This window comes from Agromyces neolithicus (assembly GCF_039529735.1).
In the GTDB taxonomy this organism is placed as follows: Bacteria; Actinomycetota; Actinomycetes; order Actinomycetales; family Microbacteriaceae; genus Agromyces; species Agromyces neolithicus.
Window position 1 is genome coordinate 16934 of sequence record NZ_BAAANJ010000004.1, and the last position, 22171, is coordinate 39104.

The 22171-nt window shown below is 70.2% G+C and carries 21 protein-coding genes, 1 tRNA gene and 1 other RNA gene; 10 read left to right on the forward strand and 13 right to left on the reverse strand.

Going from position 1 to position 22171, the window contains the following annotated elements:
• Nucleotides 1-19: 19 nt before the first annotated feature.
• Together ABD164_RS05370 and pta are read right to left on the reverse strand one after the other, a co-directional pair.
• Nucleotides 20-1249 (reverse strand): acetate/propionate family kinase, encoded by a 1230-nt coding sequence (locus tag ABD164_RS05370; protein ID WP_344294209.1) that lies wholly within the window; start codon nucleotides 1247-1249, stop codon nucleotides 20-22.
• A complete protein-coding gene (gene pta, locus ABD164_RS05375; RefSeq protein ID WP_344294211.1) occupies nucleotides 1246-3378 on the reverse strand; it encodes a phosphate acetyltransferase in 2133 nt (710 codons plus the stop codon). Before pta ends, ABD164_RS05370 begins: the two co-directional genes overlap by 4 nt.
• 188 nt (nucleotides 3379-3566) lie before the next feature.
• Here pta and ffs point away from each other — a divergent pair.
• The 4 genes from ffs (at nucleotide 3567) to ABD164_RS05395 (ending at nucleotide 5514) form a co-directional block, all read left to right on the forward strand.
• Nucleotides 3567-3663, forward strand: an RNA gene (gene ffs / locus ABD164_RS05380) — signal recognition particle sRNA small type.
• Nucleotides 3662-3749 (forward strand) — tRNA-Ser (locus ABD164_RS05385). Before ffs ends, ABD164_RS05385 begins: the two co-directional genes overlap by 2 nt.
• A gap of 521 nt (nucleotides 3750-4270) precedes the next feature.
• Nucleotides 4271-4792 carry a hypothetical protein gene (locus ABD164_RS05390; protein WP_344294213.1) on the forward strand — a complete coding sequence of 174 codons (522 nt, stop codon included), beginning with the start codon at nucleotides 4271-4273 and terminating at the stop codon, nucleotides 4790-4792.
• 137 nt (nucleotides 4793-4929) lie between these two features.
• The gene (locus tag ABD164_RS05395; RefSeq protein WP_344294215.1) at nucleotides 4930-5514 is read left to right on the forward strand and encodes a hypothetical protein; all 585 of its coding nucleotides are present in this window, start codon (nucleotides 4930-4932) and stop codon (nucleotides 5512-5514) included.
• A 39-nt stretch (nucleotides 5515-5553) separates the two neighbouring features.
• Here the strand turns inward: ABD164_RS05395 and ABD164_RS05400 are convergent, their stop codons facing one another.
• Both ABD164_RS05400 and ABD164_RS05405 read right to left on the reverse strand, forming a co-directional pair.
• On the reverse strand, nucleotides 5554-6168 hold the full coding sequence (locus ABD164_RS05400; protein ID WP_425545909.1) for a GNAT family N-acetyltransferase: 615 nt from the start codon (nucleotides 6166-6168) through the stop codon (nucleotides 5554-5556).
• A 142-nt stretch (nucleotides 6169-6310) separates the two neighbouring features.
• On the reverse strand, nucleotides 6311-8206 hold the full coding sequence (locus tag ABD164_RS05405; protein ID WP_344294219.1) for a helicase HerA-like domain-containing protein: 1896 nt from the start codon (nucleotides 8204-8206) through the stop codon (nucleotides 6311-6313).
• An 89-nt stretch (nucleotides 8207-8295) separates the two neighbouring features.
• On the opposite strand from ABD164_RS05405, the gene ABD164_RS05410 reads away from it, so the two are divergent.
• Both ABD164_RS05410 and ABD164_RS05415 read left to right on the forward strand, forming a co-directional pair.
• Nucleotides 8296-8877 carry a TetR/AcrR family transcriptional regulator gene (locus ABD164_RS05410; protein WP_344294221.1) on the forward strand — a complete coding sequence of 194 codons (582 nt, stop codon included), beginning with the start codon at nucleotides 8296-8298 and terminating at the stop codon, nucleotides 8875-8877.
• Nucleotides 8874-10124 carry a nucleotide disphospho-sugar-binding domain-containing protein gene (locus tag ABD164_RS05415; RefSeq protein ID WP_344294223.1) on the forward strand — a complete coding sequence of 417 codons (1251 nt, stop codon included), beginning with the start codon at nucleotides 8874-8876 and terminating at the stop codon, nucleotides 10122-10124. Before ABD164_RS05410 ends, ABD164_RS05415 begins: the two co-directional genes overlap by 4 nt.
• A 15-nt stretch (nucleotides 10125-10139) precedes the next feature.
• Here ABD164_RS05415 and ABD164_RS05420 read toward each other — a convergent pair whose 3' ends face one another.
• Nucleotides 10140-10619: a hypothetical protein gene (locus tag ABD164_RS05420; protein ID WP_344294225.1), complete on the reverse strand. Its 480-nt coding sequence runs from the start codon at nucleotides 10617-10619 to the stop codon at nucleotides 10140-10142.
• 77 nt (nucleotides 10620-10696) lie between these two features.
• On the opposite strand from ABD164_RS05420, the gene ABD164_RS05425 reads away from it, so the two are divergent.
• Genes ABD164_RS05425 through ABD164_RS05440 form a run of 4 tightly spaced genes read left to right on the forward strand, consistent with a single transcriptional unit; the run spans nucleotide 10697 to nucleotide 14288 of the window.
• Complete coding sequence (locus tag ABD164_RS05425) at nucleotides 10697-11557, forward strand: endonuclease/exonuclease/phosphatase family protein (protein WP_344294227.1); 861 nt, start codon at nucleotides 10697-10699, stop codon at nucleotides 11555-11557.
• Nucleotides 11558-11566: 9 nt separating this feature from the next.
• Nucleotides 11567-12163 (forward strand): DUF2238 domain-containing protein, encoded by a 597-nt coding sequence (locus tag ABD164_RS05430; RefSeq protein ID WP_344294229.1) that lies wholly within the window; start codon nucleotides 11567-11569, stop codon nucleotides 12161-12163.
• A complete protein-coding gene (gene ligD, locus ABD164_RS05435) occupies nucleotides 12160-13416 on the forward strand; it encodes a non-homologous end-joining DNA ligase (protein ID WP_344294231.1) in 1257 nt (418 codons plus the stop codon). The genes ABD164_RS05430 and ligD overlap by 4 nt, the downstream gene beginning before the upstream one ends.
• A complete protein-coding gene (locus ABD164_RS05440) occupies nucleotides 13413-14288 on the forward strand; it encodes an aminoglycoside phosphotransferase family protein (RefSeq protein ID WP_344294233.1) in 876 nt (291 codons plus the stop codon). Before ligD ends, ABD164_RS05440 begins: the two co-directional genes overlap by 4 nt.
• On the opposite strand, the gene menC is transcribed toward ABD164_RS05440, so the two are convergent.
• The 8 genes from menC to allB all read right to left on the reverse strand — a co-directional run bounded on the left by menC (nucleotide 14278) and on the right by allB (nucleotide 22160).
• Nucleotides 14278-15483 carry an o-succinylbenzoate synthase gene (gene menC, locus ABD164_RS05445; protein ID WP_344294234.1) on the reverse strand — a complete coding sequence of 402 codons (1206 nt, stop codon included), beginning with the start codon at nucleotides 15481-15483 and terminating at the stop codon, nucleotides 14278-14280. The genes ABD164_RS05440 and menC overlap by 11 nt on opposite strands.
• Nucleotides 15480-16352 carry a hypothetical protein gene (locus ABD164_RS05450; RefSeq protein ID WP_344294236.1) on the reverse strand — a complete coding sequence of 291 codons (873 nt, stop codon included), beginning with the start codon at nucleotides 16350-16352 and terminating at the stop codon, nucleotides 15480-15482. Before ABD164_RS05450 ends, menC begins: the two co-directional genes overlap by 4 nt.
• Nucleotides 16349-17623 (reverse strand): saccharopine dehydrogenase family protein, encoded by a 1275-nt coding sequence (locus ABD164_RS05455; protein ID WP_344294238.1) that lies wholly within the window; start codon nucleotides 17621-17623, stop codon nucleotides 16349-16351. The genes ABD164_RS05450 and ABD164_RS05455 overlap by 4 nt, the downstream gene beginning before the upstream one ends.
• Nucleotides 17624-17799: 176 nt before the next feature.
• Nucleotides 17800-18774: a hypothetical protein gene (locus tag ABD164_RS05460; RefSeq protein ID WP_344294240.1), complete on the reverse strand. Its 975-nt coding sequence runs from the start codon at nucleotides 18772-18774 to the stop codon at nucleotides 17800-17802.
• 236 nt (nucleotides 18775-19010) lie between these two features.
• On the reverse strand, nucleotides 19011-19922 hold the full coding sequence (gene pucL / locus ABD164_RS05465) for a factor-independent urate hydroxylase (protein ID WP_344294242.1): 912 nt from the start codon (nucleotides 19920-19922) through the stop codon (nucleotides 19011-19013).
• 2 nt (nucleotides 19923-19924) lie between these two features.
• Nucleotides 19925-20266: a hydroxyisourate hydrolase gene (gene uraH / locus ABD164_RS05470; protein ID WP_344294244.1), complete on the reverse strand. Its 342-nt coding sequence runs from the start codon at nucleotides 20264-20266 to the stop codon at nucleotides 19925-19927.
• A complete protein-coding gene (gene uraD, locus ABD164_RS05475) occupies nucleotides 20263-20766 on the reverse strand; it encodes a 2-oxo-4-hydroxy-4-carboxy-5-ureidoimidazoline decarboxylase (protein WP_344294246.1) in 504 nt (167 codons plus the stop codon). Before uraD ends, uraH begins: the two co-directional genes overlap by 4 nt.
• Nucleotides 20763-22160, reverse strand: coding sequence for an allantoinase AllB (gene allB, locus ABD164_RS05480; RefSeq protein WP_344294248.1), 1398 nt, complete (start codon nucleotides 22158-22160; stop codon nucleotides 20763-20765). Before allB ends, uraD begins: the two co-directional genes overlap by 4 nt.
• Between the last annotated feature and the right edge of the window lie 11 nt (nucleotides 22161-22171).

Consider the following 22171-nt stretch of genomic DNA (forward strand, 5'->3'; position numbering starts at 1 on the left):
TGGACGAGCCGCGCCGCGGCTACCCGCGGACGACCTCGAGCGTCTGGCGGGCGATCTCGAGCTCCTCGTTCGTGTGCACCACGAGCACCACCACCTCAGAGGCGTCGGTCGAGATCACCCGCGCCTCGTGCGACTGCGCTTCATTCCGCGACGCGTCGATCGCGATGCCGAGCCGCTCGAGTCCGGCGAGCGCGGCGGCGCGCACGGGCGCGGCGTTCTCACCCACCCCCGCGGTGAACGAGATCACGTCGACCCCGCCGAGCTGGGCGTAGTACGCGCCGACGTAGGCCTTGAGCCGGTGCACGTACACGTCGAAGGCGAGGGTCGCCGCGTCGTCGCCGCCCGCCCGCCCCGCGAGCACGTCGCGCACGTCGTTGGTGCCGGCGAGCCCGAGCAGTCCGCTGCGCTTGTTGAGCAGCGTGTCGAGGTCATCGAAGTCGTACCCCGCGCGACGGTGCAGGTGCACGAGCACCGCCGGGTCGATGTCGCCCGAACGCGTGCCCATGACGAGGCCCTCGAGCGGGGTCATCCCCATCGAGGTCTCGACCGACCGGCCGCCGTCGATCGCCGTGATCGACGCGCCGTTGCCGAGGTGCAGCACGAGCTGCTTCAGCTCGGCGAGCGGCCGCCCGACCAGCTGCGCCGCCTGCTCGGAGACGTACTTGTGCGACGTGCCGTGGAACCCGTAGCGCCGCACCCGGTACTGCTCGGCGACGTCGGCGTCGATCGCGTAGGTGTAGGCTGCCGGCGGCAGCGTCTGATGGAACGCCGTGTCGAACACCACGACATGCGGCACGTCGGGGAACACCTGCTGCGCCGCCTCGATGCCCTGCAGGTTCGCGGGGTTGTGCAGGGGTGCGAGCTCGGCGAGGTCGGCGATGTTGATCTTCACGAGCTCGGTGACGACGGTCGGCTCGAAGAACCGCTTGCCGCCGTGCACGACCCGATGACCGACGGCGACCGGTCGGTGCGAGTCGAGCGACGGCCCATGCGCCTCGAATGCCTCGAGCATGACCCCGAACGCGGCGACATGGTCGCGGACCGGCAGCTCGCGCTCGGTGGTCGACGGTGCATCGGTGCGATCGACCGACGGCACCTCGTCCCACGGGAGCGTGTGCACCGCCCGCCCGCCCCCTGCTTCGCCGATGCGCTCGATGAGGCCCGACGCGAGCGTGCGCTCGGTCGTCATCTCGATGAGCTGGTACTTCAGCGACGAAGAGCCCGAATTGACGACGAGGATGTCGCTCACGGGGTATCGGCCGCCTGGATCGCGGTGATCGCCACGGTGTTGACGATGTCCTGCACGGTCGCGCCGCGTGAGAGGTCGTTGATGGGCTTGCGCAGCCCCTGCAGCACCGGGCCGATGGCGACCGCACCCGATGACCGCTGCACCGCCTTGTAGGTGTTGTTGCCCGTATTCAGGTCGGGGAATATGAAGACCGTCGCCCGCCCGGCCACATCGGACTCGGGCAGCTTCGTGCGCGCGACCGCGGCGTCGGCCGCGGCGTCGTACTGGATCGGCCCCTCGACGGCGAGCTCGGGTGCCCGCTCGCGCACGAGGGCCGTGGCCCGGCGCACCTTGTCGACGTCGGCGCCCGAACCCGACTCGCCCGTCGAGTACGACAGCATCGCCACGCGCGAGTCGATGCCGAACTGCGCCGCCGTGGCGGCCGACGAGATCGCGATGTCGGCGAGCTGCTCGGCCGTGGGCTCGGGCACCACTGCGCAGTCGCCGTAGACCAGCACCCGGTCGGCCAGCGCCATGAGGAACACGCTCGACACGACATCGACCTCGGGCACGGTCTTGATGACCTCGAATGCCGGGCGGATGGTGTGCGCTGTGGTGTGCATGGCTCCCGACACCATGCCGTCGGCGAGCCCCATGGCGACCATCATGGTGCCGAAGTACGACACGTCTTGAACGGTGTCGCGTGCCTGCTCGAGCGTGACGCCCTTGTGGGCACGCCGTCGCTGGTACTCGTCGGCGAGGCGGTAGACGAGCACGTGGTCGTGGTTCGAGAGCACGGTCGCCCGCGAGATGTCGAGGCCGAGGCCGATGGCCCTGGCACGGATCTCGATCTCTTCGCCGAGGATCGTGAGGTCGGCGACGTCGCGCGCGAGCAGCGTTGCCGCGGCGCGAAGGATGCGGTCGTCGTAGCCCTCGGGCAGCACGATGTGCTTGCGCACTCGCCGCGCCCGCTCGAGCAGGCCGTACTCGAACATGAGCGGCGTGACCACCTCGGGCCGCGCGATCTCGAGCCGGTCGAGCAGCGCCGCGCCGTCGACGTGCTGCTCGAACAGCGCGAGGGCCGTGTCGCGCTTGCGCTGCGATTCGGCGGCGAGCCGGCCGCGGGTGTTGCGGATCGCGAGCGCGGTGTCGTAGCTGCCCAGCGACGTCTGGATGATCGGCAGGCCGGCCTTGAGCCCCTCGATGAGTCGCTCGATGTGCTCGGAGAGCGGGAACCCGCCGTTGAGCACGATGCCCGAGATCGACGGGAACGTCGCCGACGCGTGCGCCGTGAGCACGCCCAGCAGCACCTCGCTGCGGTCGCCCGGCACGATCACCACCGAGCCCTCGATGAGGCGTGGCAGCACATTCTCCATCGACATCGCCGCGATCACCACGCCGAGCGCCTCACGGTCGAGCAGGTCGGGATCGCCGGCGTACAGTTCGCCGCCGACGGCCTGCATGATCGTGCGCATCGACGGCGCGACGAGGTACGGGTCCTCGGGAATCGCCCAGACGGCGACGGCGGTGCCTGCACGACCTGCCTCGCGTACCGCCTCGACGATCTCGTCGAGTCGCTGGGGGTCGGCGCGGTTGACGACGATGCCGAGCACGCTCGCGTGCTCGCGCTCGAGCTCTTCGGCGGCGAGTTCGGTGAGCTGCGCCAGGTCGCCGGGCGTGCGCGCGTCGCTGTGCCCGAGTCGGTCGGAGTGGCCGAGCACAGCGGCCTCGCCGACGCGACCGCCGAGCACCAGCAGCACGGGCGCCCCGAGGTTCGCCGCGATGCGGGCGTTGTAGGCGAGCTCGGTGGGGCTGCCGACGTCGGTGAAGTCGGAACCGAGGATGACGACCGCGTCGCAGCGGTCTTCGACGGCTTTGAACCGACGCACGATCGTGGCGAGCGCGGCGTCGGGGTCGGCGTGCACGTCGTCGTACCCGACGCCGATCGCATCGTCGTACGACAACTCGACCACCGCGTCGTGGGCGAGCAGCAGCTCGAGCACGTAGTCGCGCTCGTCGGTCGAGCGCGCGACCGGGCGGAACACGCCCACGCGAGTGGCCCGCCGGGTCAGCGTGTCGAGGGTTCCGAGAGCCACGGTCGACTTGCCGGTGTTGCCCTCGGCCGAGCAGATGTAGATGCGGTGCGCCACTCCCCCAGCCTATTCGGCACCACTCACGCCGAAGCGGAATGCCCGATCACCTCTGCTGTTCGAGCGCAGCGCCGCGCCGCGCCGCCTCCCACCGGCGCGACCCCACCCATCAGGATCACCCCGCCGAGGCCTCGCCTCGCTGAATTCGCACGCGGTCAAGACCGCCACTCGCGCTCGGGTAGACTGTGCGAGGCTCCTCACGTGGCGCCATCCAGGCCAACTCCCCCAGGGCGGAAACGCAGCAAGGGTAACCGGGCTCTGGCGGGTGCGTGAGGAGTCCCCGGGAGGATTCGCCTAGTGGCCTATGGCGCACGCTTGGAAAGCGTGTTGGGTGCAAGCCCTCGGGGGTTCGAATCCCCCATCCTCCGCCATACGAATCTCGCGTTGATCTGGTATTTCCAGGTCGGTTGCATTCGCCTTTCCTGCCGCGGCATTGGTGCTCGCGTGACCGTTCGTCGAACCACGGTTGAGCCGAATGGCTCTTCTCGGGGGTTGCACCTATGCTGTCCTGAGCCGGGTCGTGAGGGTCCGGGGTGTCGACGAAGACGAAGGCGTTTCGTAGACCCCACGACGCCGGCATCATCTTCCTCCACCGACCGTTCCCCCGACGCGGAGCGCATGCATGCCCGCCGCCCGGCGAGCGGCAACTCAGGAGAAATGCACCCGGGCGCCGCTCCGCGCGGGTGATGCAGCCCGATCTCCTCGATAGCAGCAGCCCGAGCCGCCCGTGCGGGCCGCGCCAGACACGCGTGTCCTCATTAATGCCGAATGGCGCCCCTCGCTCATGCGCCGCATGATGAATGTGATGTCGGTTGCAGAGGTGGAAACACGGAGTGGGGACGCAGGGGGCTCCTCCACTCGAGCAACGGCAGTAAGGGGCGAGGGCCTCAGGGTGATCACCCTGAGGCCTCGCCGCTCCCTCGGATGGGGATTCGGGCTTCCGGTCGCCGCACTCGCGCTACCGCTGCTTGCGGCCGAGCTGTGGGTGCTCGACCCGAGCGGCGCATGGCCGATCGTCGCCTGGACCGCCGCCGTGATCGCGGTCGTCAGCCTCGCCGCGTGGATCGCGTACCGCCGCACGCAGGTGACGGTCAGCCGCTACGGCATCGTCGAGCGGGGATTCTTCGGCGCGACCACCACTGTCGCCGTACGTGACATCGAAGGCGTGCTGCGGCTGCCGCTCTACCGGCCGAACAGCCTCGAGACGTCGCGGGAGCTCTTCGTGGTCTGTCGTGGCGGCCGCGGGCGGTTCCGCATGCGCGGCAAGTTCTGGGACCAGCGCTCGATGGACCTCGTGGCCCAGACCTTGGGCGTCGAGGAGTCCGTGCGCACCGAACCGGTGACGCTCGCCGAGCTGCGGGCGAGCGACCCGAAGCTGCTCTACTGGTTCGAGCGCCGCACGCTCAGCGCCTGAAGCCGCAAATCCGAACGGTGAGACTACCTCATGAATTACCCCCGGAAGGGGGCGTGCGAGGTCTCGCTCGCCGCGGGATGATTCGAGCGCGGCTGTGCGCCGTCCGGGGCATGGTCACCTTACGGATCGAGGAAAACATGTCTGGATCTCCCCGGCACTCCGGCGCGCGCCGACTTCTCGCCACCGGAATCGTTTTCGGCATCGCCGCGACGGCGCTGATCGCGTCCCCGGCCGCCGCCCGCCCGCTCGAGCACGAGCTCTTCAGCGAAGCCTTCTCGTTCACCGACACGAACTTCTGCGACGTGGGCATATCGGTCGACATCGAGGGAGTTCGTGAGGTGCACTTCCTGTTCAACTCACGTCAACCCGGCACGCCACCGTTCGGCCAGGTCAACTTCACGGTCGACGTGGTCTACGCCAGTGAGAACGGGGTCGTCACCGAGCACGTGCGCGGAATCGAGAAGGATCTCAAGATCACCGACAACGAGGATGGCACTCTGACGATCCTGGTCCTCTCGACCGGCAACGCGACCCTCTACGACGAGACCGGGAAGGCGATCGGGCGAAACCCCGGCCAAGTCCGTTTCGAGCTCCTCATCGACCACAACGGCACGGTCGCCGACCCGTCGGACGATGTGTTCCTCGAGTTCCTCGGCCAGGTGAAGGGATCGACCGGTCGGAACGACGACTTCTGCGAGGCGGTGCTTCCCATCCTCGGCTGAACACCCGACATCCGCACAGGTCGCGGTCGCGACATCCGCTCAGCTCGTCGCGATGCCCAGCAGCGGCGCGTTCGGCGTGCTCGACGGCAGCTCGTGGAAGCCGAGCCGGTCGTAGAACGCACGCGCGCCGGTGTTCGCGGCGTCCATGCCGAGGTGTACGGCGGCGACCCCGCGGGCGGCGAGCGCGGCCCGCAAGGCGTCGATGAGACGACGCCCGAACCCCATGCCCTGCAGCTCGGGCAGCAGGTCGATGTGCAGGTGCGCCGGGTAGTCGGCGAGCTCGGCGATGCGCATGCGCTCGGGATCGAGGCCTGCCCCGACGAGGTCGGCTTCGGTGAACGCCGGGTCGTGCGCGGTCGGCGATGCGACCGACGGATGCCTCGCCGCGAACCCCGGGGTCCACTCGCGCTTCCACCACTCGATGAAGTCGGCGGTGTCGGCCACGCCGAGCACGTAGCCGAGCACCCGCTCTTCATCGGCGACGACGAACGCGAGCTCAGGGGCGTATTCGACGTAGGGCAGGGCGAACACCTCGGGCATGAGCGTGTCGTCGGAGTACACGCCCGTGGCGTCGCCGCCTCCCGCTGCGGTGAGCAGGCAGATGCGGGCGACCGCCTCGCGGTCGGCGGGTCGGTAGCGGCGGATCTCGGGCACGTGGTTCATCTTCGCGCATCGGCCCGCCGGTCGAGTAGGCGCGCCAGCGCCGTATCGAGATCTGGATCCGTGGTCTCGATACGCTCCGCTACTCGACCGACGGGCTGCTCGACTACTCGACCGACGGGCTACTCGACCGAGGTCACTTGCGCTTGGCCATGCCGAAGATGCCGGTGATGACCTGCTTGAGGATGGTCTGCGTGGTGCGCGAACCGAGCACCTCCTCGAGGGCCGACTTCTCGGGAGACTTTCGAGCGCGGCTGCGCGACGAGCTCGACGTCTGCTTCATGAGCCGGTCGTACTCGGCCTGGGCCTTCTTGTCGGCCTTGGCGGCGTCGGCCTGGATCTTCGCCTGCATCTTCGCGTACTCGGCGTCGGCGTCGGCCTTGGCAGCCGCCGCCGCTTCGGCATCGACCTTGGCAGCCGCATCGGCGAGCTTCTTCGTCAGGATCTCGTGCGCCGACTCGCGGTCGAGCCCCGTGCCGTACTTCGCCAGCAACGGCGACGCCGCGACCGAGGCGTCGATCGACGCGTCGGGCGACGGCGACATCGACGCCTGCGGGGCCCGCAGGCGGGTCCAAGCGACGGGCGATGGGGCGCCCTTCTCGTTCATCACCGTGACGATCGCCTCGCCCGTGCCGAGCACCGTGAGCGTCTCTTCGAGGTCGTAGCCCGATTTCGGGTAGGTCGACACCGTCGCGCGCAGGGCCTTCGCGTCGTCGGGCGTGAACGCGCGCAACTGGTGCTGCACGCGCGAACCGAGCTGGGCGAGCACGTCGCCGGGGACGTCTTTCGGGGTCTGCGTGACGAAGAACACACCGACGCCCTTCGAGCGGATGAGCCGCACCGTCTGGGTGATCTGTGCGAGGAAGTCCTTCGAGGCGTCTTTGAACAGCAGGTGCGCCTCGTCGAAGAAGAACACGAGTTTGGGCTTGTCGAGGTCGCCGACTTCGGGCAGGTCGGTGAAGAGGTCGGCGAGCAGCCACATGAGGAACGTCGAGTACAGCGCCGGCTTGTCGGCGACGCCGGGCACCTCGAGCAGGCTGATGATGCCGCGGCCGTCGGGCGCGGTGCGCAGGAACTCGGCCGTGTCGATCTCTGGCTCGCCGAAGAACACGTCGGCGCCCTGGTCGGCGAACGTGATGAGCTCACGAAGAATGACTCCGACGGTCGCCTTCGACAGGCCGCCGAGGCCCTCGAGTTCGCCCTTGCCCTCGTCGCTCACGAGGTAGGCGAGCACGGCGCGCAGGTCTTCGAGGTCGAGCAGCGCGAGGTTGTTCGTGTTGGCGTAGTGGAAGACGAGGCCGAGGCTCGACTCCTGCGTGTCGTTGAGGCCGAGCACCTTGCTCAGCAGCAGCGGGCCGAAGCCCGAGATCGTCGCCCGGATCGGCACGCCCCTGCCGACGCCGCCGAGCGAGAAGAACTCGGTCGGGAACGTCGCGGGCGTCCACTGCTGGCCGATGCCGTCGGTGCGCTTCAGCAGCTTCTCGCTGCTCTCCCCGGGCGTCGCGACGCCCGACAGGTCGCCCTTGATATCGGCGGCGAACACGGCGACCCCGGCGGTCGAGAGCTGCTCGGCGAGCACCTGCAGCGTGCGGGTCTTGCCGGTGCCGGTCGCGCCCGCGACGAGGCCGTGGCGGTTCGTCATGGCGATCGGGATGCGCACGGGCACGTCGGGCATCGCCTCGCCGTTGACGAGCGCGCCCATCTCGAGGGCCGGTCCCTCGAACGCGTAGCCCGCACGGATCGCATCGATGTGCTCGGTGTCGAGCGGGCCGTCGGATGTCGCAGGCGCGGCCTTCTTCGCTTCCGCCCGTCGAGTAGCCGTCTGCGGCGTATCGAGACCCGCATCTGCCGCAGCTGCGGCAGGGACATCCGCCGCCTGCTCGCCGGCCGCCTGCTCGGCCGCCGCCTTCGCGAGCGCCGCAGCCTCTTCTGCCGCCTTGATCGCGGCTTGAGCCTGCGCCTGCAGCTGCTTCGCCGCTTCGGCCGCAACGGCGGCCGCCTCCTGTGCCTGCTTCACCGCGTCATCCGACATGGGCACGATCCTACCGAGGGGACCGATCGAACAGGGGATGCGTTATGAACCCCTTTCGCACCGTCAACTTTCATGTCAATATGATTAACATGAAAACTCGCTCGTACACGATGTCGACCCGTGCGCAGTCCGCTCGGGCGACCGGCGAGCGCATTCTGGGTGCCGCGCTGGCGCGGTTCTCCACCGACTACTACGACGACGTCACCCTCGATGCGATCGCAGCCGACGCGGGCGTGACGGTGCAGACCGTCATCCGCCGGTTCGGATCCAAAGAGGGCCTGGCGAAGACACTCACCGAGACCACCACCGCCGCGGTGACCACCCAACGCGGCGAGGCGACTGCGGGCGATATCGCGGGCGCGATCGACAACCTCGTCGAGCACTACGAGCAGGTCGGGGACCTGGCGATGCTCCTGCTTCGTCAGGAAGAGCGAATTCCGGCGATCGCCGACGCGACGACGATCGGCAAGCGATTCCACGCGGACTGGGTGGCCCGTGTCTTCGCGCCCTGGCTCGACGCGAGGTCCGATGCCGCCCGCCGGCTTCTGCATGCCCAGCTGATCGCCACGTGCGATGTCTTCACCTGGTACCTGTTGCGCCGCCAGTCGGGGCTCTCCCGCGACAGCACGCGGCAGGCGTTGACCGAACTCGTGAAGGGAGTACTGAAATGAAGTTCCTCGCCTACACCTCGCCCGCTCGCGGGCATCTGTACCCCACCATGCCGATCCTGCACGAGTTGCAGCGGCGCGGCCACGTCGTCGCCGTGCGCACGCTCGATGCAGAGGTCGATCACCTGCGGCAGCTGGGCTTCACCGCAGACCGCATCGACCCGCGCATCGCGCGCATCGAGTTCGACGACTACCTCGCGCGCTCGGCCGTCGGGGCGATCAAGCGTTCCATCCGCACCATGTCCGCTCGAGCAGCGTTCGAGGTCGGCGACCTGCAGGCGGCGATCGAGTCGGAGGCGCCCGATGTGCTGCTGATCGACGGCAATGCGGTCGGGGCCGTCGCCGTCGCCGAGGCCTGGGGCGGTCCTTGGGCGCTGCTTCAGCACTTCCCCACGCCACTGCCCGCCGACGAGATCCCCCCGTTCGGACCGGGCTTGCACCCGGCGCGCGGGGCGCTCGGGCGGATGCGCGACCGGTTGTTGCGCCCGCTGATCCTCGGCGGCTTCGAGCGGGTGATGCTGCCGCCCCTCAACGAGGTCCGCGGCGAGCTCGGGCTTCGGCCGCTGCGCGACGCCGCCGACCTGTACACGCGTGCGCCGCTCACCCTGTACGTGACGTCGACGGCCTTCGAATACCCGCGCACGGCGTGGCCGGACTCGTTCTGCCTCACCGGCCCGCTCGCGTGGGATCCCCCCGCCGACCGCCCCGGCTGGCTCGACACCGTACGTCGCCCGTTGGTTCTGGTCACGACGTCGTCCGAGTTCCAAGACGACGGCGTGCTCGTCGAGACGGCGCTGGCCGCGCTCGCCCACGAGGACTGCGGGGTGGTCGCCACGATGCCGGCCGGCTCCATCCCGCACCAGGTGCCTGCGAACGCGAGGGTCGAAGCGTTCGTGCCGCACACGCCGCTGCTGGAGATCGCCGATGTCGCCGTCACCCACGGCGGCATGGGCGCGACCCAGAAGGCGCTCTGCGCGGGCGTGCCCGTCGTCGTCGTTCCATGGGGTCGCGACCAGTCCGAGGTCGGCCGACGCGCCGAGGCGGCCGGGGTGGGAGTCCTGTTGCCCAAGCGCAAGCTCTCGCCGCGCACGCTGCGCGACGCAGTCGCCCGGGCGCGCGCGCTCGGCCCTGCGGCATCCGCGTTCGCCGATGCCATGAAACGCGAGGGCGGCGCACGACTGGCGGCCGAGCGACTCGAACAGCTCGCCGCTCGCGAAAGGCCGGTTCACCACGCGCCGCACGCCGAATGAGCGATCGCCGGTCGTTCAGAACCGCAGTCGTGGCGGCGGCCGCAGTCGCTCGGGCTTCACGATGCCGCGTCGCGTCAGTCGTACCGCGGAGTTCAGGTAGAGGAACGCGAGCACCGCGAACTGCAGCGCGCCGATGCCCGAGTCGACGAGCGAATAGACCTGCACGTCTGACTGGACGACCCGTACGGCAATGAGCACGAACGAGACCGCGACGAATGCGAAGAGAATGCCCAGGTTCTTGCTCAGCGTCGGCCACGCGGTCATGCGCCACCACGGCCGCGGCGGCGCGATCGCCTCGCCATTGCCGCGGAACAGTCTCGCGCCGAGCACGAACGCACCGATCGTCACGAGCGCGTCGACGAGGCCGGGCACGAACGGCGCCGCACCTGCTGCGAACAGCAACGCCCGCACCGGGTATCCGATGCCGAAGGCCGCTGCGACGTAGAGCAGCTTCAGCTCCCAGCGCACGATCCGTACGTCGAGGATGCGCCGCATCGTGGTCCTCTCGCTCTTCGGCAGGTGGCACCACGCTACCGTGCGCGCGTGCGCGCGTACGCGCGTACGCTGAGCAGATGACGGATGCCGCCCTCATCGGACGGGTGACCGCGCCCGAGGTGCACGTGATGACGTACAACATCCGTCGGCGTGTCTCGGGCAATCGACCGGGCAGTCCCGACCGGTGGGCGATGCGCAGGCACCTCGTCGAGCGGATCCTCGTCGCCGAACAGCCCACCCTCGTCGGCGTGCAAGAGGCGCTCGCCGACCAGGCCGACTTCGTCGCCGACGCACTCGGCCCGCGGTATCGCTGGGTCGGCCGGGGTCGGGACCCGTCGGGGCGAGGCGAGAAGTGCCCGATCTACTACGACGCCGAGCGCCTCGAGCTCACCGACTGGCGTCAGCGCGCGCTCTCATCGACACCGGAACAGCACGGGTCGCGATCGTGGGGCAATGTGACGCGGCGGATCCTGGTGACCGCGGAGTACACCGATGTCGAGACGAGCGCCCGCCTGCTCGTCTTCAACACCCATCTCGACCACCTGTCGCGGCGCTCCCGGCTGCGCTCCGCTCGCATGATCGTCGATCTCGCACAGGCCGCGCTTGCCGCCGAGCCCGACGCAGCGATCATCGTCATGGGCGACCTCAACACCGACGAGCAGTCGCCCGCGCACCGTGTGCTCACCGAGGCCGGCACGCTGCGCGATGCGTGGGCGGCGGCGGCAGAACAGGTCACCCCGCTGTTCGGCACCTTCTCGAACTATCGAGCCCGTCGACCTGGCGGGCGGCGCATCGACCACATCCTCGTCGGCGGCAATGTCGAGGTGACCCGCGCCGCCATCAATGCGACGCGGTTCGGCGGCAAGGCGGCATCCGATCACGAACCGGTTCAGGCGGTGCTGCGTGCTGGCGTCGGGAGTGACGGCGGGCGGGTCTAGAGTGCTGGCATGATGCGCGAGGCGTTGCGCGCCCCAGTCGGGCCCGCCGAGGTGTTCGCCGACGTGCTGCGCCTGCTCGCCGTGGTGAGCATCGTGGTCGCGGGAATCGGTTGGGGGCCGCTCTCGGGCCTCAGCTTCCTCGGCGTCCTCGCTGCGATGCTCATCCCGCGCCTGCTGCACCTGCGGGCCGGCTTCGACATCGCGTTCGGCGTCGCCGTGCTGTTCTCGACCTGGAGCAGCGTGCTCGGCATCTATCACACGACGCGCTGGTGGGATGTGCCGATGCACTTCGCGGCGAACGGGCTCTGCGCTGCGCTGCTCTTCGTGGTGCTCGTGCGGTTCGGCGTACTCGCCGACCCCGCGACGTTACGGCGTCCCAGGCTGTCCGCGACGGTGGCGACAACCGCGCTCGGACTCTCGCTGGGCGTGCTCTGGGAGCTCTTCGAGTGGTTCGGCCGCGCGTTCATCGACGAAGCGATCCTCGTCGGGTACGCCGACACGCTCGGCGACCTGCTTGCGGGCGGGCTCGGCTCGCTGGCGGCGGGCCTCTCGATGCGGTTCCTGATGGCTCGACCCCGGGTGCGGCGAGCGGAGGCGACGGCGTGAGCCCGGCGAGAGACAACGCCACGGTGCTCGAGATCGGCGGGCGCGAGGTTCGCGTCTCGAACCCCGACAAGGTCGTGTTCCCCCAGCCCGGCCTCACCAAGATCGACCTTGTGAACTACTACCTCGCGGTCGCCGACGGCGCCTTGCGCGGGGTCGACCGCCGGCCCATGGTGCTCAAGCGGTTCGTGAAGGGCATCTCGCACGAGGCGTTCTTCCAGAAGCGCGCGCCCGAGAAGCGGCCCGAGTGGATCGAGACCGCGACGCTGCGCTACGCGTCGGGCAACTCGGCCGAAGAGGTCGTCGTGACCGATGCCGCGGCCCTCGCCTGGGTCGTCAACCTCGGCTGCCTCGACCTCAATCCTCATCCCGTGCGCGCCGACGACCTCGAGCACCCCGACGAACTGCGCGTCGACCTCGACCCCATGCCCGGTGTCGACTGGAGCCAGATCGTCGACGTCGCCATGGTCGCGCGCGAGGTGCTCACCGACCACGGGCTCGTGGGCTGGCCCAAGACCTCGGGCTCACGGGGCATCCATATCTACGCGCGCATCGAACGACGCTGGAATTTCCGCGAGGTGCGGCACGCGGCCGAGACGCTCGCCCGCGAGGTCGAGCTGCGCGCACCCGGCCTGGCGACCGCGCGCTGGTGGAAGGAGGAGCGCGGCGAGAGCGTGTTCGTCGACTTCAACCAGAACGCGAAAGACCGCACGGTGGCGTCGGCGTACTCGATCCGTCCGTTGCCCGATGCACGGGTGTCGACACCGCTCGACTGGAACGAGGTGCGCGACAGCAGACCCGAGCGCTTCACGGTGGCGACGGTGCTCGAGCGGTTCGCCGAACGCGGCGACCCCGCCGCCGGCATCGACGGGGCCGTCGGCGGACTCGACGGGCTGCTGGCACTCGCCGAGCAGCTCGGGCCCGCCGAGAAGGCGCCGCGCGCGGCCGGCGCCGGCAGCTCGGCGGCGGGCGGGTCGGGCCGGCGGCAGTCGACCATGCCGCTCATCGAGATCGCGCGTGCCAAGACGAAGCCCGAGGCGCTCGAGGGGCTCGAACGGTGGAAGGCACGTCACCCCGACGTGGTCGCCCTGCTGCAGCCCGCCGACGTGCTCGTCGACGGCATGCGCGGCAGCTCGTCGCTGTGGTACCGCATCAGGGTGAACCTGCAGCACGTCCCCGAGTCGCAGCGCCCCGAGCAGGAGGCGCTCGAGGTCGACTACGACCCCTGGGCCGGCAAGCAGTGGAACCGGTCGTGAGCGACCTGGGTCCGGTGAATCCCGGTCACGCCGAAGAGGCCGCCTGGCTGCGGCGCTGGCGCCTGCGACCCGACGCCGACCCCGTCACCACGGCTTCGAGCACGCTCATCCCGGTGCGCACCGAGCACGGTGAACCGGCGATGCTCAAGCTCGCGCAGACCGACGAAGAGGCGCGCGGCGCCGACCTGCTCGTCGCGCTCGACGGGCGCGGCGCAGCCCGCGTGCTCGAGCGCGAGGGGCCGGCGGTGCTCATCGAACGCGCCACCGGCGACCGCGACCTCGTGCGCATGGTCGAGGCCGGCCACGACGACGAGGCCACGCGCATCATCTGCGCCGCGGCCGAGGTCATCCACGCGGCATCCACTGCCGTGCTGGCGCCCGACGACCCGCCCGGTCTGGTGCGCCTTGCGACGTGGTTCCGGCACCTGCGCTCGAACGCCGAGGCGCTCGGCGCATTCCACCGGCGCGGTGCCGACACGGCCGCTCGGCTCCTGGCCGACCCGCGTGACACGGTCGTGCTGCACGGCGACCTGCACCACGGCAACGTGCTCGACTTCGGCGAGCGCGGCTGGCTCGTGATCGACCCCAAGGGCCTCCTCGGTGAGGCCGCGTTCGACTACTGCAACCTGCTGTGCAATCCCTCGCACGAGCGGGCCCTCGCACCCGGTCGACTCCAACGGCAGTTCGGCGTGGTCGTCGACGCGACCGGGGTCGACGCTGCGCGGCTCGCCGACTGGCTCGTCGCGTGGTGCGCCCTGTCGTCGACGTGGTTCGAGATCGACGACGATCCGCGGCTCGCGGCGTCGGCCGCGGCGATCGGCGAGGGTGCGCTCGAGCTGCGTCGCGAGGCGGGGGCGCCGTTCAGCGCGTGAGCGTCACGGGCTGCACTGACGCCCACTCGCGAACCAGCTCGTCGCGCACGGTGACGCCGGTGCCCGGGCCATCGGGAACCCGCAGCTGGCCGTGATGCTCGCCCGTGCCGAGCACGAACGGCTCGGTGAGGTCTTCGGCGTAGTACCGCGACGACGCCGACGTGTCGCCGGGAAGCACGAAGCCCGGCAGCGCGGCGAGGGCGACGTTCGCGGCGCGGCCGACACCGGTCTCGAGCATTCCGCCGCACCAGGCCGGCACGTCGAGGTCGCAGCAGACGTCGTGCACTCGCAGGGCCTCGAGGTAGCCGCCCATGCGGCCGGGCTTGATGTTGATGATGGACGTGGCGCCGCGTTCGACCGCGTCGATCGCCGTCGAGACGCCGAGGATCGATTCGTCGAGGCACACCGGCGTGTCGCACTCTGCGGCGAGGCGTGCGTGCGTCGCGAGGTCCTCTTCGGCGAACGGCTGCTCGATGAGCAGGAGGTCGAAGTCGTCGAGCCGCGCGAGCAGTGGGATGTCATCCGCGGTGTACGCCGTGTTCGCGTCGACCTGCAGCATTCCCGCGGGCCCCATGAGTTCGCGCACGGCGCCGACGGGCACGCGATCCCAGCCCGGCCGGATCTTCAGCTTGATGCGCCGGTACCCCTCCTCGAGATAGCCGGTGACCTCGTCGAGCAGTTCTTCGAGCGTCGGCGCGATTCCGACCGAGACGCCGCAATCGACCCAGTCGCGCTCGGCCCCGAACGCCTCGCCCATCGAACGCCCCTGCGCCCCCAGCTCGGCGTCGAGCACGGCCGCCTCGAGTGCGCCCTTCGCCATGCGATGACCCGCGACGAACGCGAGCGCGGGCGCGACGGCGGCCGCGAGCGGCACCGATGCGCCACGTGGCAGAAGGTCGCGCGGCGCCGGCTGCGTTCCGTGGACTCGCAGTCGGCCGAGCAGCGCCGGCCCGAGATGGCGTTCGATGACGGATGCCGCGCCGTCGACGTACTCTGACGAGTAGAACGGGTCGCGACCGGCCACGCACTCACCCCAGCCGTCGCCCGCATCGGTGCGCACCCGCACCATGAGCACCTCGCGCACCGTCTCTCGGCCGAAGCTCGTCTCGAACGGGCGCACGAGCGGCACCTCGATGCGGTGCAGTTCGATCGCGTCGATGCGGGTCGCGGCTGGCGTGTCGCTTGTGTCGTTCATCGGGCCTCCCGGTCGGGGTCGTCGGTCGTGAAGACGTAGTCGCCTGCGGCGTTGAGCTCGACACGCAGCCCCAACTCGCGGTCGCCCAACGCGGCGAAGGCCGACCGGGACTGCTCGCGCAGGCGCGCGGCCGCAGCCGGGTCATCCGCTCGCAGCCCCTCGAAGTCGGGGACGAGCTCGAGCCCGCCGCGTGACGACCACGCGGGCTGCGGCTCGCCGGCGAGGGCGCGCAATGTGCGCGGCGAGTCGAGGCGCCAGCGCACTTCGAAGCGGTCGCTGCGGTCGCCGCCCGTGATGGCGTCGTCGAGGCGGCCGTAGAAGTCGGGGTGGAACGCGATGACCTCGGCGCCGAGGCGCACGAGGTTCATGCGGGCGTTGCGGCGGATGAGGGGATCGTAGGTCCAGCGCACCTCGGCGATGCCGTGCTCGAGGCAGATCGCGCGTTGGCGCAGCTTGAGTGCGAGTCCGATACCGCGGCCGCGCGCGGCCGGGTCGACGGCGTTCATGTGCGAGTGCAGGTGCAGGCCCCCGCGCCAGCCGAGGAACCCGAGCAGTGCGGCGAGGGCAGGGGCGGGCCGGATCGGATCGGCGGGGTTTCGAGACGCGTCCTCCTGTGTCGGGCGCTCCTCAACCAATCCAGTCGGCACCGCGATGAGCAGCGTGTTGCCCGCGTGATCGAGTGCCTGCAGCATCGAGCGGTCGGGGCCGCGCCCCTCGCCCCATGTAACCGTGAAGCGGGCACGTACGGCATCGAGTTCACCTGCCAGGGCCGGGCGCGTGATGACGCCGGCACGCGCGTCTGCGACATCGGCCGCCTCATGCGCCTCGCGAATGATCGTGGCAGCCCCGTGCGGCGGAGCGGTGGTCACGCGGCCCGATCCTCGATGCGCCAGGCCTGGCCGTAGCCGCCGTCGGTGACGGGACGCGCCATGAGCTCGAGGAACGGCGCGGCATCGAACGCCTCGGGGCCGAGCACGCCGCGTCCCGCCCACACGCCGGTCGCCAGCAGCTCGAGCGCGATGACCGGGTTCAGCGCGGTCTGCCACACGACGCACTGGCTCTCGTACTCGCGCATCGTGTACTCGTTGTCGGTGACGTGGTACAGGTACGTCGACCGCGGCCCGCCGTCGGTGCCCGTGCCGGTGACCCACAGGCCGGCGCAGGTCTTGCCCGTCATGCGCGGGCCGATCGTGGCAGGGTCGGGCAGCGCCGCCGCGACCACATCGCGCGGGGCGACGTGCGCCGGGCCGTCGTCGCTGCGCACCCGCACCGGGCTCGTCGAGTCGAGCCCGAGAAGATGCAGCACCTGCAGCACGTTGATGAACTCGGCCCCGAGACCGTACTTGAACGTCACCCGCTTCGCGTCGACCCAGCGCGGCATGAGCAGCACTTCTTCGTGCTCGACATTCACGCACTCGACCGGCCCGATGCCCTCGGGGAACTCGAACACCTCGGGCTCGCTGAACGGCGCCGTCGTGTACCACCCGGCGTCCTCCTCCCAGATCACGGGCGGATTCAGGCACTCCTCGATCGTCGTCCAGATCGAGAACGACGGGGCGAAGATCTCGTTTCCGTCGTCGTCGGTCACGACGAGGTTCGCGCCGTCGCGCACCCCGAGCTCGTCGATGTCGCTGAAGAGGTGGTCGGCCGCGAACCGGGCGAACACATCGCTCAGCCCCGGCTCGACGCCCATGCCGACGAGGGCGAGCCGCCCCGCGACATCCCAATCGGTGGTCTGCGCGAACTGGTCGTCGCCCAGCTTCACGCCCGTCTTCTCGTAGGGGTCGGTCGGATGCGGCTCGCTGAGGCTCATCGCCATGTCGAGGTAGTCGGCGCCGGCCGCGAGCGCGCCTGCGAAGATCGCCGGCACGAACTTCGGCTCGACCGCGTTCATCACGTGGGTCGCCTGGTGTTCGCGAGCGACGGATGCCACGACCTCGGGATCGGACGCATCGATCTGCGCCGTGGCGAACCGGGCTGCGACCTCATCGCCGTGCCTCGCCCTGATCCAGTCGACCGTGCGCTCGGCGCGGGACTCGTCGTAGTCGCTCACCACCAGCAGCTCGTAGAAGTCGCGGCGGGCCGCGATCTTGGCAATGGCGTCTCCGACGCCTCCGGCGCCGACGAGGAGGATGCGCATGCCTCGACGCTAGCGTGGCAGCGCCCCGCGGTCGAGGGTCGGGCGCGCTCTGCCGGCTGCGCCCGGCCGCTGCGGCGCACCTCGCCGCTCTGTCGTTCGCAGTGCAGGAAGTTCTGCCGCTTTCGTCGGCGTGTCGTGGCCCGACACGCCCTGGTCACGACGCTTCTTCCTGCACTTCACGGAACGGGCATCACCGGAGGCAGGCCGCGATGACGCCGCACGATCTTCGCGTCGGCGACGGTGCGGGCTACCGCAGCGAAGGTCATCGGCCAATGCTCGAGCACGTGGAGCGCACTCGGACGCAGCACAGGAACACCGAACGCGTGACCGATGAGCGATCGGTCACGGTCGGTGAAGAACTCCGAGGCGCTGGAGTGGAAGCCGCGCCCGTCGATCTCGAACAGCACGCAGCCGTCGATGAGGCCGTCATACCGGCCGAACCCCGCCAGATCGACCTGCGCCTCGATATGGAACCCGGCCCGCGACATCCGCCGAATGAACAGGCTCTCGACTCCCGACTCGGGACGTCCGGTGAATCCATCGATGAGCACCGAACTTCGATCGGGCAGCGACGCCAGGATCGCGTCGACCTCTCGGCGTGAGAGCACCCGTTCGTGGAGCACCGAGTCGATCGCAGCGCTCGCGTGTTCCGCGTCGAGGCAACGCACGGCCGCCGCGAGTGCGGTGTGGGGCGAGACTATCCAGTCGAGAGCACGAAGCGGCGCGAGTTCTCGAGCCCAGTGAATCCGGGCGGAGAGGTCGGGTGAGGCAAGGCGAACCTCGCGTGCTCGGCGCTTTCGTCCTGCGACCGACGGATGCCACACGCCCGCGTTTTCGACGTCTTTCCGCGCTGGCGCCTGGGTGAGCCTGGACGCGGTTCGGGGCACGTGCAGGTGCAGACAGTCGTCGGTGCCAGACCACACTCCGAATCGGCGAAGGGCCGACACGCAGCCGATTCGGCCACCGACGGCGACCGCACGCAGTTGGTCGCGATCGACTTCGGGCGCCGCGAGCCAGCCGCGCCGTGGCCGGGTGACCAGACCGGCGGCGAGCGCTGCCGCGAGCGAGGCATCCGTGCATCCGCGACTGCGAAGGGAGACCACGCGCGCGATTCGGCCGAGTTGAGCGAGTACGGAAATGACGTCGGGCATGGCAGCATCGTGCGAGTGCCGCCGGCCCCGGGGCCACGAACGGCGTCCGTCATGGCAGAATCACGCGACCACTGAGGGTGGGGAGGACCAGTCGCCGGCGAGCCGGCGCATCCCCATTCGCGCAGTGCAGGGCTTTCGGGGCTCTGGCGGCGTGTCGCTGCCCCGACACGCCGCCGAGCCGCGGAACTTCCTGCAGAAGTCGGGGAGAACGGGAAGGGGGCCGAGGGAGAACGGCGTCAGCAGAAGCCGGCGATGCCCTCCCACGCGGCGGCGGGGCTCGCGGCGCCGGCGCGGGTCACCGCGGCCTCGATGAGCCCGTATGGGCGGTCGGCGGCGAAGAACACCTCGTTCGGGTTGTCGAGCCCGAACGGCGCGAGGTCGACCACGAAGTGGTGCTTGTTCGGCATCGACAGGCGGATCTCGGCGATCTCGGGACGCCGCTCGAGCACGCGGCTGCCCATGTCGAACAGAGTCGTCTGCAGTGCGGCCGAGTACCGCTCGGCGAACGCCTCGAGCAGCAGCAACCGCACGCTCTCGTAGGCCGCGTCGTAGTCGAAGCCCGCATCAGCCGCGACGCCGTCGTACCGCCACCGCGCCGCGACATCGGTGGCGAGGATGCGGTCGGAGGTCTCCTGCAGCGTGGTGTACCGGTCGCGCGGGAACCCTTCGAACCCCGACTCGGTCGTCTTCAGCACGGTGAGGCTGTGCAGTCCGCCGAGCACGTGCCGGTCGGCACCGTCGGCGACGACGACGGCCGTGCGCACGACCTGCCCCGAGCGCACGAAGGCGTGATCGTGCGGCGAACCGTCGGCGACGATGCGATCCCAGGCGAACCGCTCGGCCTCCCACCGCCCGCCGCTCACCCAGTCGAACGAGCTCGTGAAGTGGTCGGCGAGGCGCAGCAGGAACGCTTCGGGCGACCCGATGCCGTCGCGGGCGAACGCGAAGATCGTGTTCTTCTGCGTGTCGGTTGCGACGACGTGCGCATTGTCGCCGGCGAGGTGCGCGGCCGCGAAGTCGCCCCGCAATTGCGACGTGACGTTGAGGTCGTCGATCTCGTGCCGGGCGGTGTCGCGCGTCACCTTGACGACACGCACCTCGGCCTTGCCGTATTGGTTCGCGCCCAGGACGATGGCGGGCTCGGTCATGCTCAACTCCCTCGATAGGTCGAATAGGCGAACGGGCTCAGCAGCAGAGGGGCGTGCACGTGCCGCCCGTCGTCGACGACGCGCACGGTGAGCACGACCTCGGGATAGAACGTGTCGATCCCCCGCCCGGCGAACCACGTGCCGGTGTCGAACCGCAGCCGGTACTCCCCAGGCTTCAGATCGTCGGGTCCGAGTTGCGAGATGCGACCGTCGTCGTCGGTCACGGATGCCGCGACACGATGCCAGCTGCCGCCCTGGTGTTGCTGCAGCTCGACCGAGATGCCCGGCGCCGGCCGGCCGTTCGTTGCATCGAGCACATGGGTGGTGATGCGCGAGGTACTCATGATTCGAAAAGGCCCTTCAGTCGAAGCACCGCGATCTGGCGCAGTTGCTCGGCGACGACGGGCAGCTCCTCGTCGTCGGTGTGCCCCAGTCGCTCGTAGAGGGCGACCAGGATCTCGGACGCCGATCGGCCGGCGGCGCGGATCAGGAACACCCGTCCGAACCGCTTCTCGTAGGCGATGTTGCCCTCGGAGATCGCCTCGGCGACCGCGGTCTCGGGCGAGCCGATGCCGGCCTGTTCGGCGCGTGAGAACCGGGCCTCGGCGTGCGAGCCGGTGGGCCGTTCGCCGATGCGCGGGTGCTGCGCGAGCGCACCGTCGACCTCGTCGAGGGTGAACGGCGACGCAGCCGACTCGGCCGTCGTGACGAGATCGCCGACCGAGCCGTACGGTCGCCCATCGGCGAGCGCTGCACACCAACGCGGTACGTCGAGGCACGGCCGCAGCATCGCGATCGCCTGCGACCGCGTGGCCGAGTTGAACACCTCGAGTGAGACAGTCACCGCTCCACCCCTCGCCGCAACAGTCGCCCTCGCGGCACCGACCGGTCGACCGGCTCGCCCGCGAGCAGCGTCGTGCGCACCACCCCCGTCAACTCCCGCCCGTCGTAGGGCGTGATGGGGTGCCGGTGCTCGAGCGCCTCGGCGTCGACGGTGAAGCGCTCATCGGGCGCGAACACGACGAGGTCGGCGGCGCGGCCCGGGGCGATCGCGCCCTTCGAGTCCAGACCGACGCGCCGGGCCGGAGCCTGCGACATCCATTCGACGACCCGGGCGAGCGCGACGCCGCGGCGGCGCGCCTCGGTCCATACGAGCGGCAGTCCGAGCTGCACCGATGCGATGCCGCCCCACGCCTCGGCGAAGTCACCGTCGCCGGCGAACTTCATCGACGCCGGTGCGGGCGAGTGGTCGGAGACCACGAAGTCGATCGTTCCCGACGCGAGGCCGCGCCAGAGCGCGTCGCGGTTGCCTGCTTCGCGGATCGGCGGGCAGCACTTGTAGGCCGTCGCTCCCGCGGGAACGTCTTCTGCGCACAGCGTCAGGTAGTGCGGGCAGGTCTCGACCGTGAGCCGCACTCCGTGGCGCTTCGCGGCGGCGATGCGGTCGAGCGCGTCGGCGTCGCTCAGGTGCAGGATGTGCGCGCGCACGCCCGTGCGCCCCGCCCGCTCGATGACCGCCGCAATCGCGGCGCCCTCGGCCGCGCGAGGCCGCGACGCGAGGAAGTCGGCATACGACGTGCTGTGCGGGTGCGGTGCCCCGTCGATGAGCGCCGCGTCTTCGGCGTGCACGATGAGCAGGGAGTCGTCGGCGTCGACGAGCACCCGCATCGCCGCCTCGAGCTCGTCGACCGTGACGGGAGGGAACTCGTCGACGCCCGAGTGCACGAGGAAGCACTTGAACCCGAACACTCCCGCCTCGACGAGCGGTGCGAGGTCGCCCAGGTTGCCGGGCACGACGCCGCCCCAGAACCCCACGTCGACGAAGACCGCCCCTTCGGCCGCCGCGCGCTTCACGGCGAGCGCGTCGACCGTGGTCGTCGGCGGAATGCTGTTGAGCGGCATGTCGACGATCGTCGTGACCCCGCCCGCTGCGGCCGCCCGGGTCGCCGAGGCGAACCCCTCCCACTCGGTGCGCCCGGGCTCGTTGACGTGCACGTGCGTGTCGACGAGTCCGGGGATGAGCACCTCGTCGTCGGCGAGCACGATGGTGCGGGTGGCGGCAGACTCCGACACTGATGCCAGAACAGCATCAGTGCCGGAGTCGGTGGTGACGCTCACGATCACGCCGCCGCGCACGGCGACGGTGGCGGGCACGATTTCGCCGCCGACGAGCACCCGCTCGCCCCTGACCACGAGATCGAACGGTTCGGATGTCGCGACCGCACCCGCACGGGACATCCGCTCGCTCA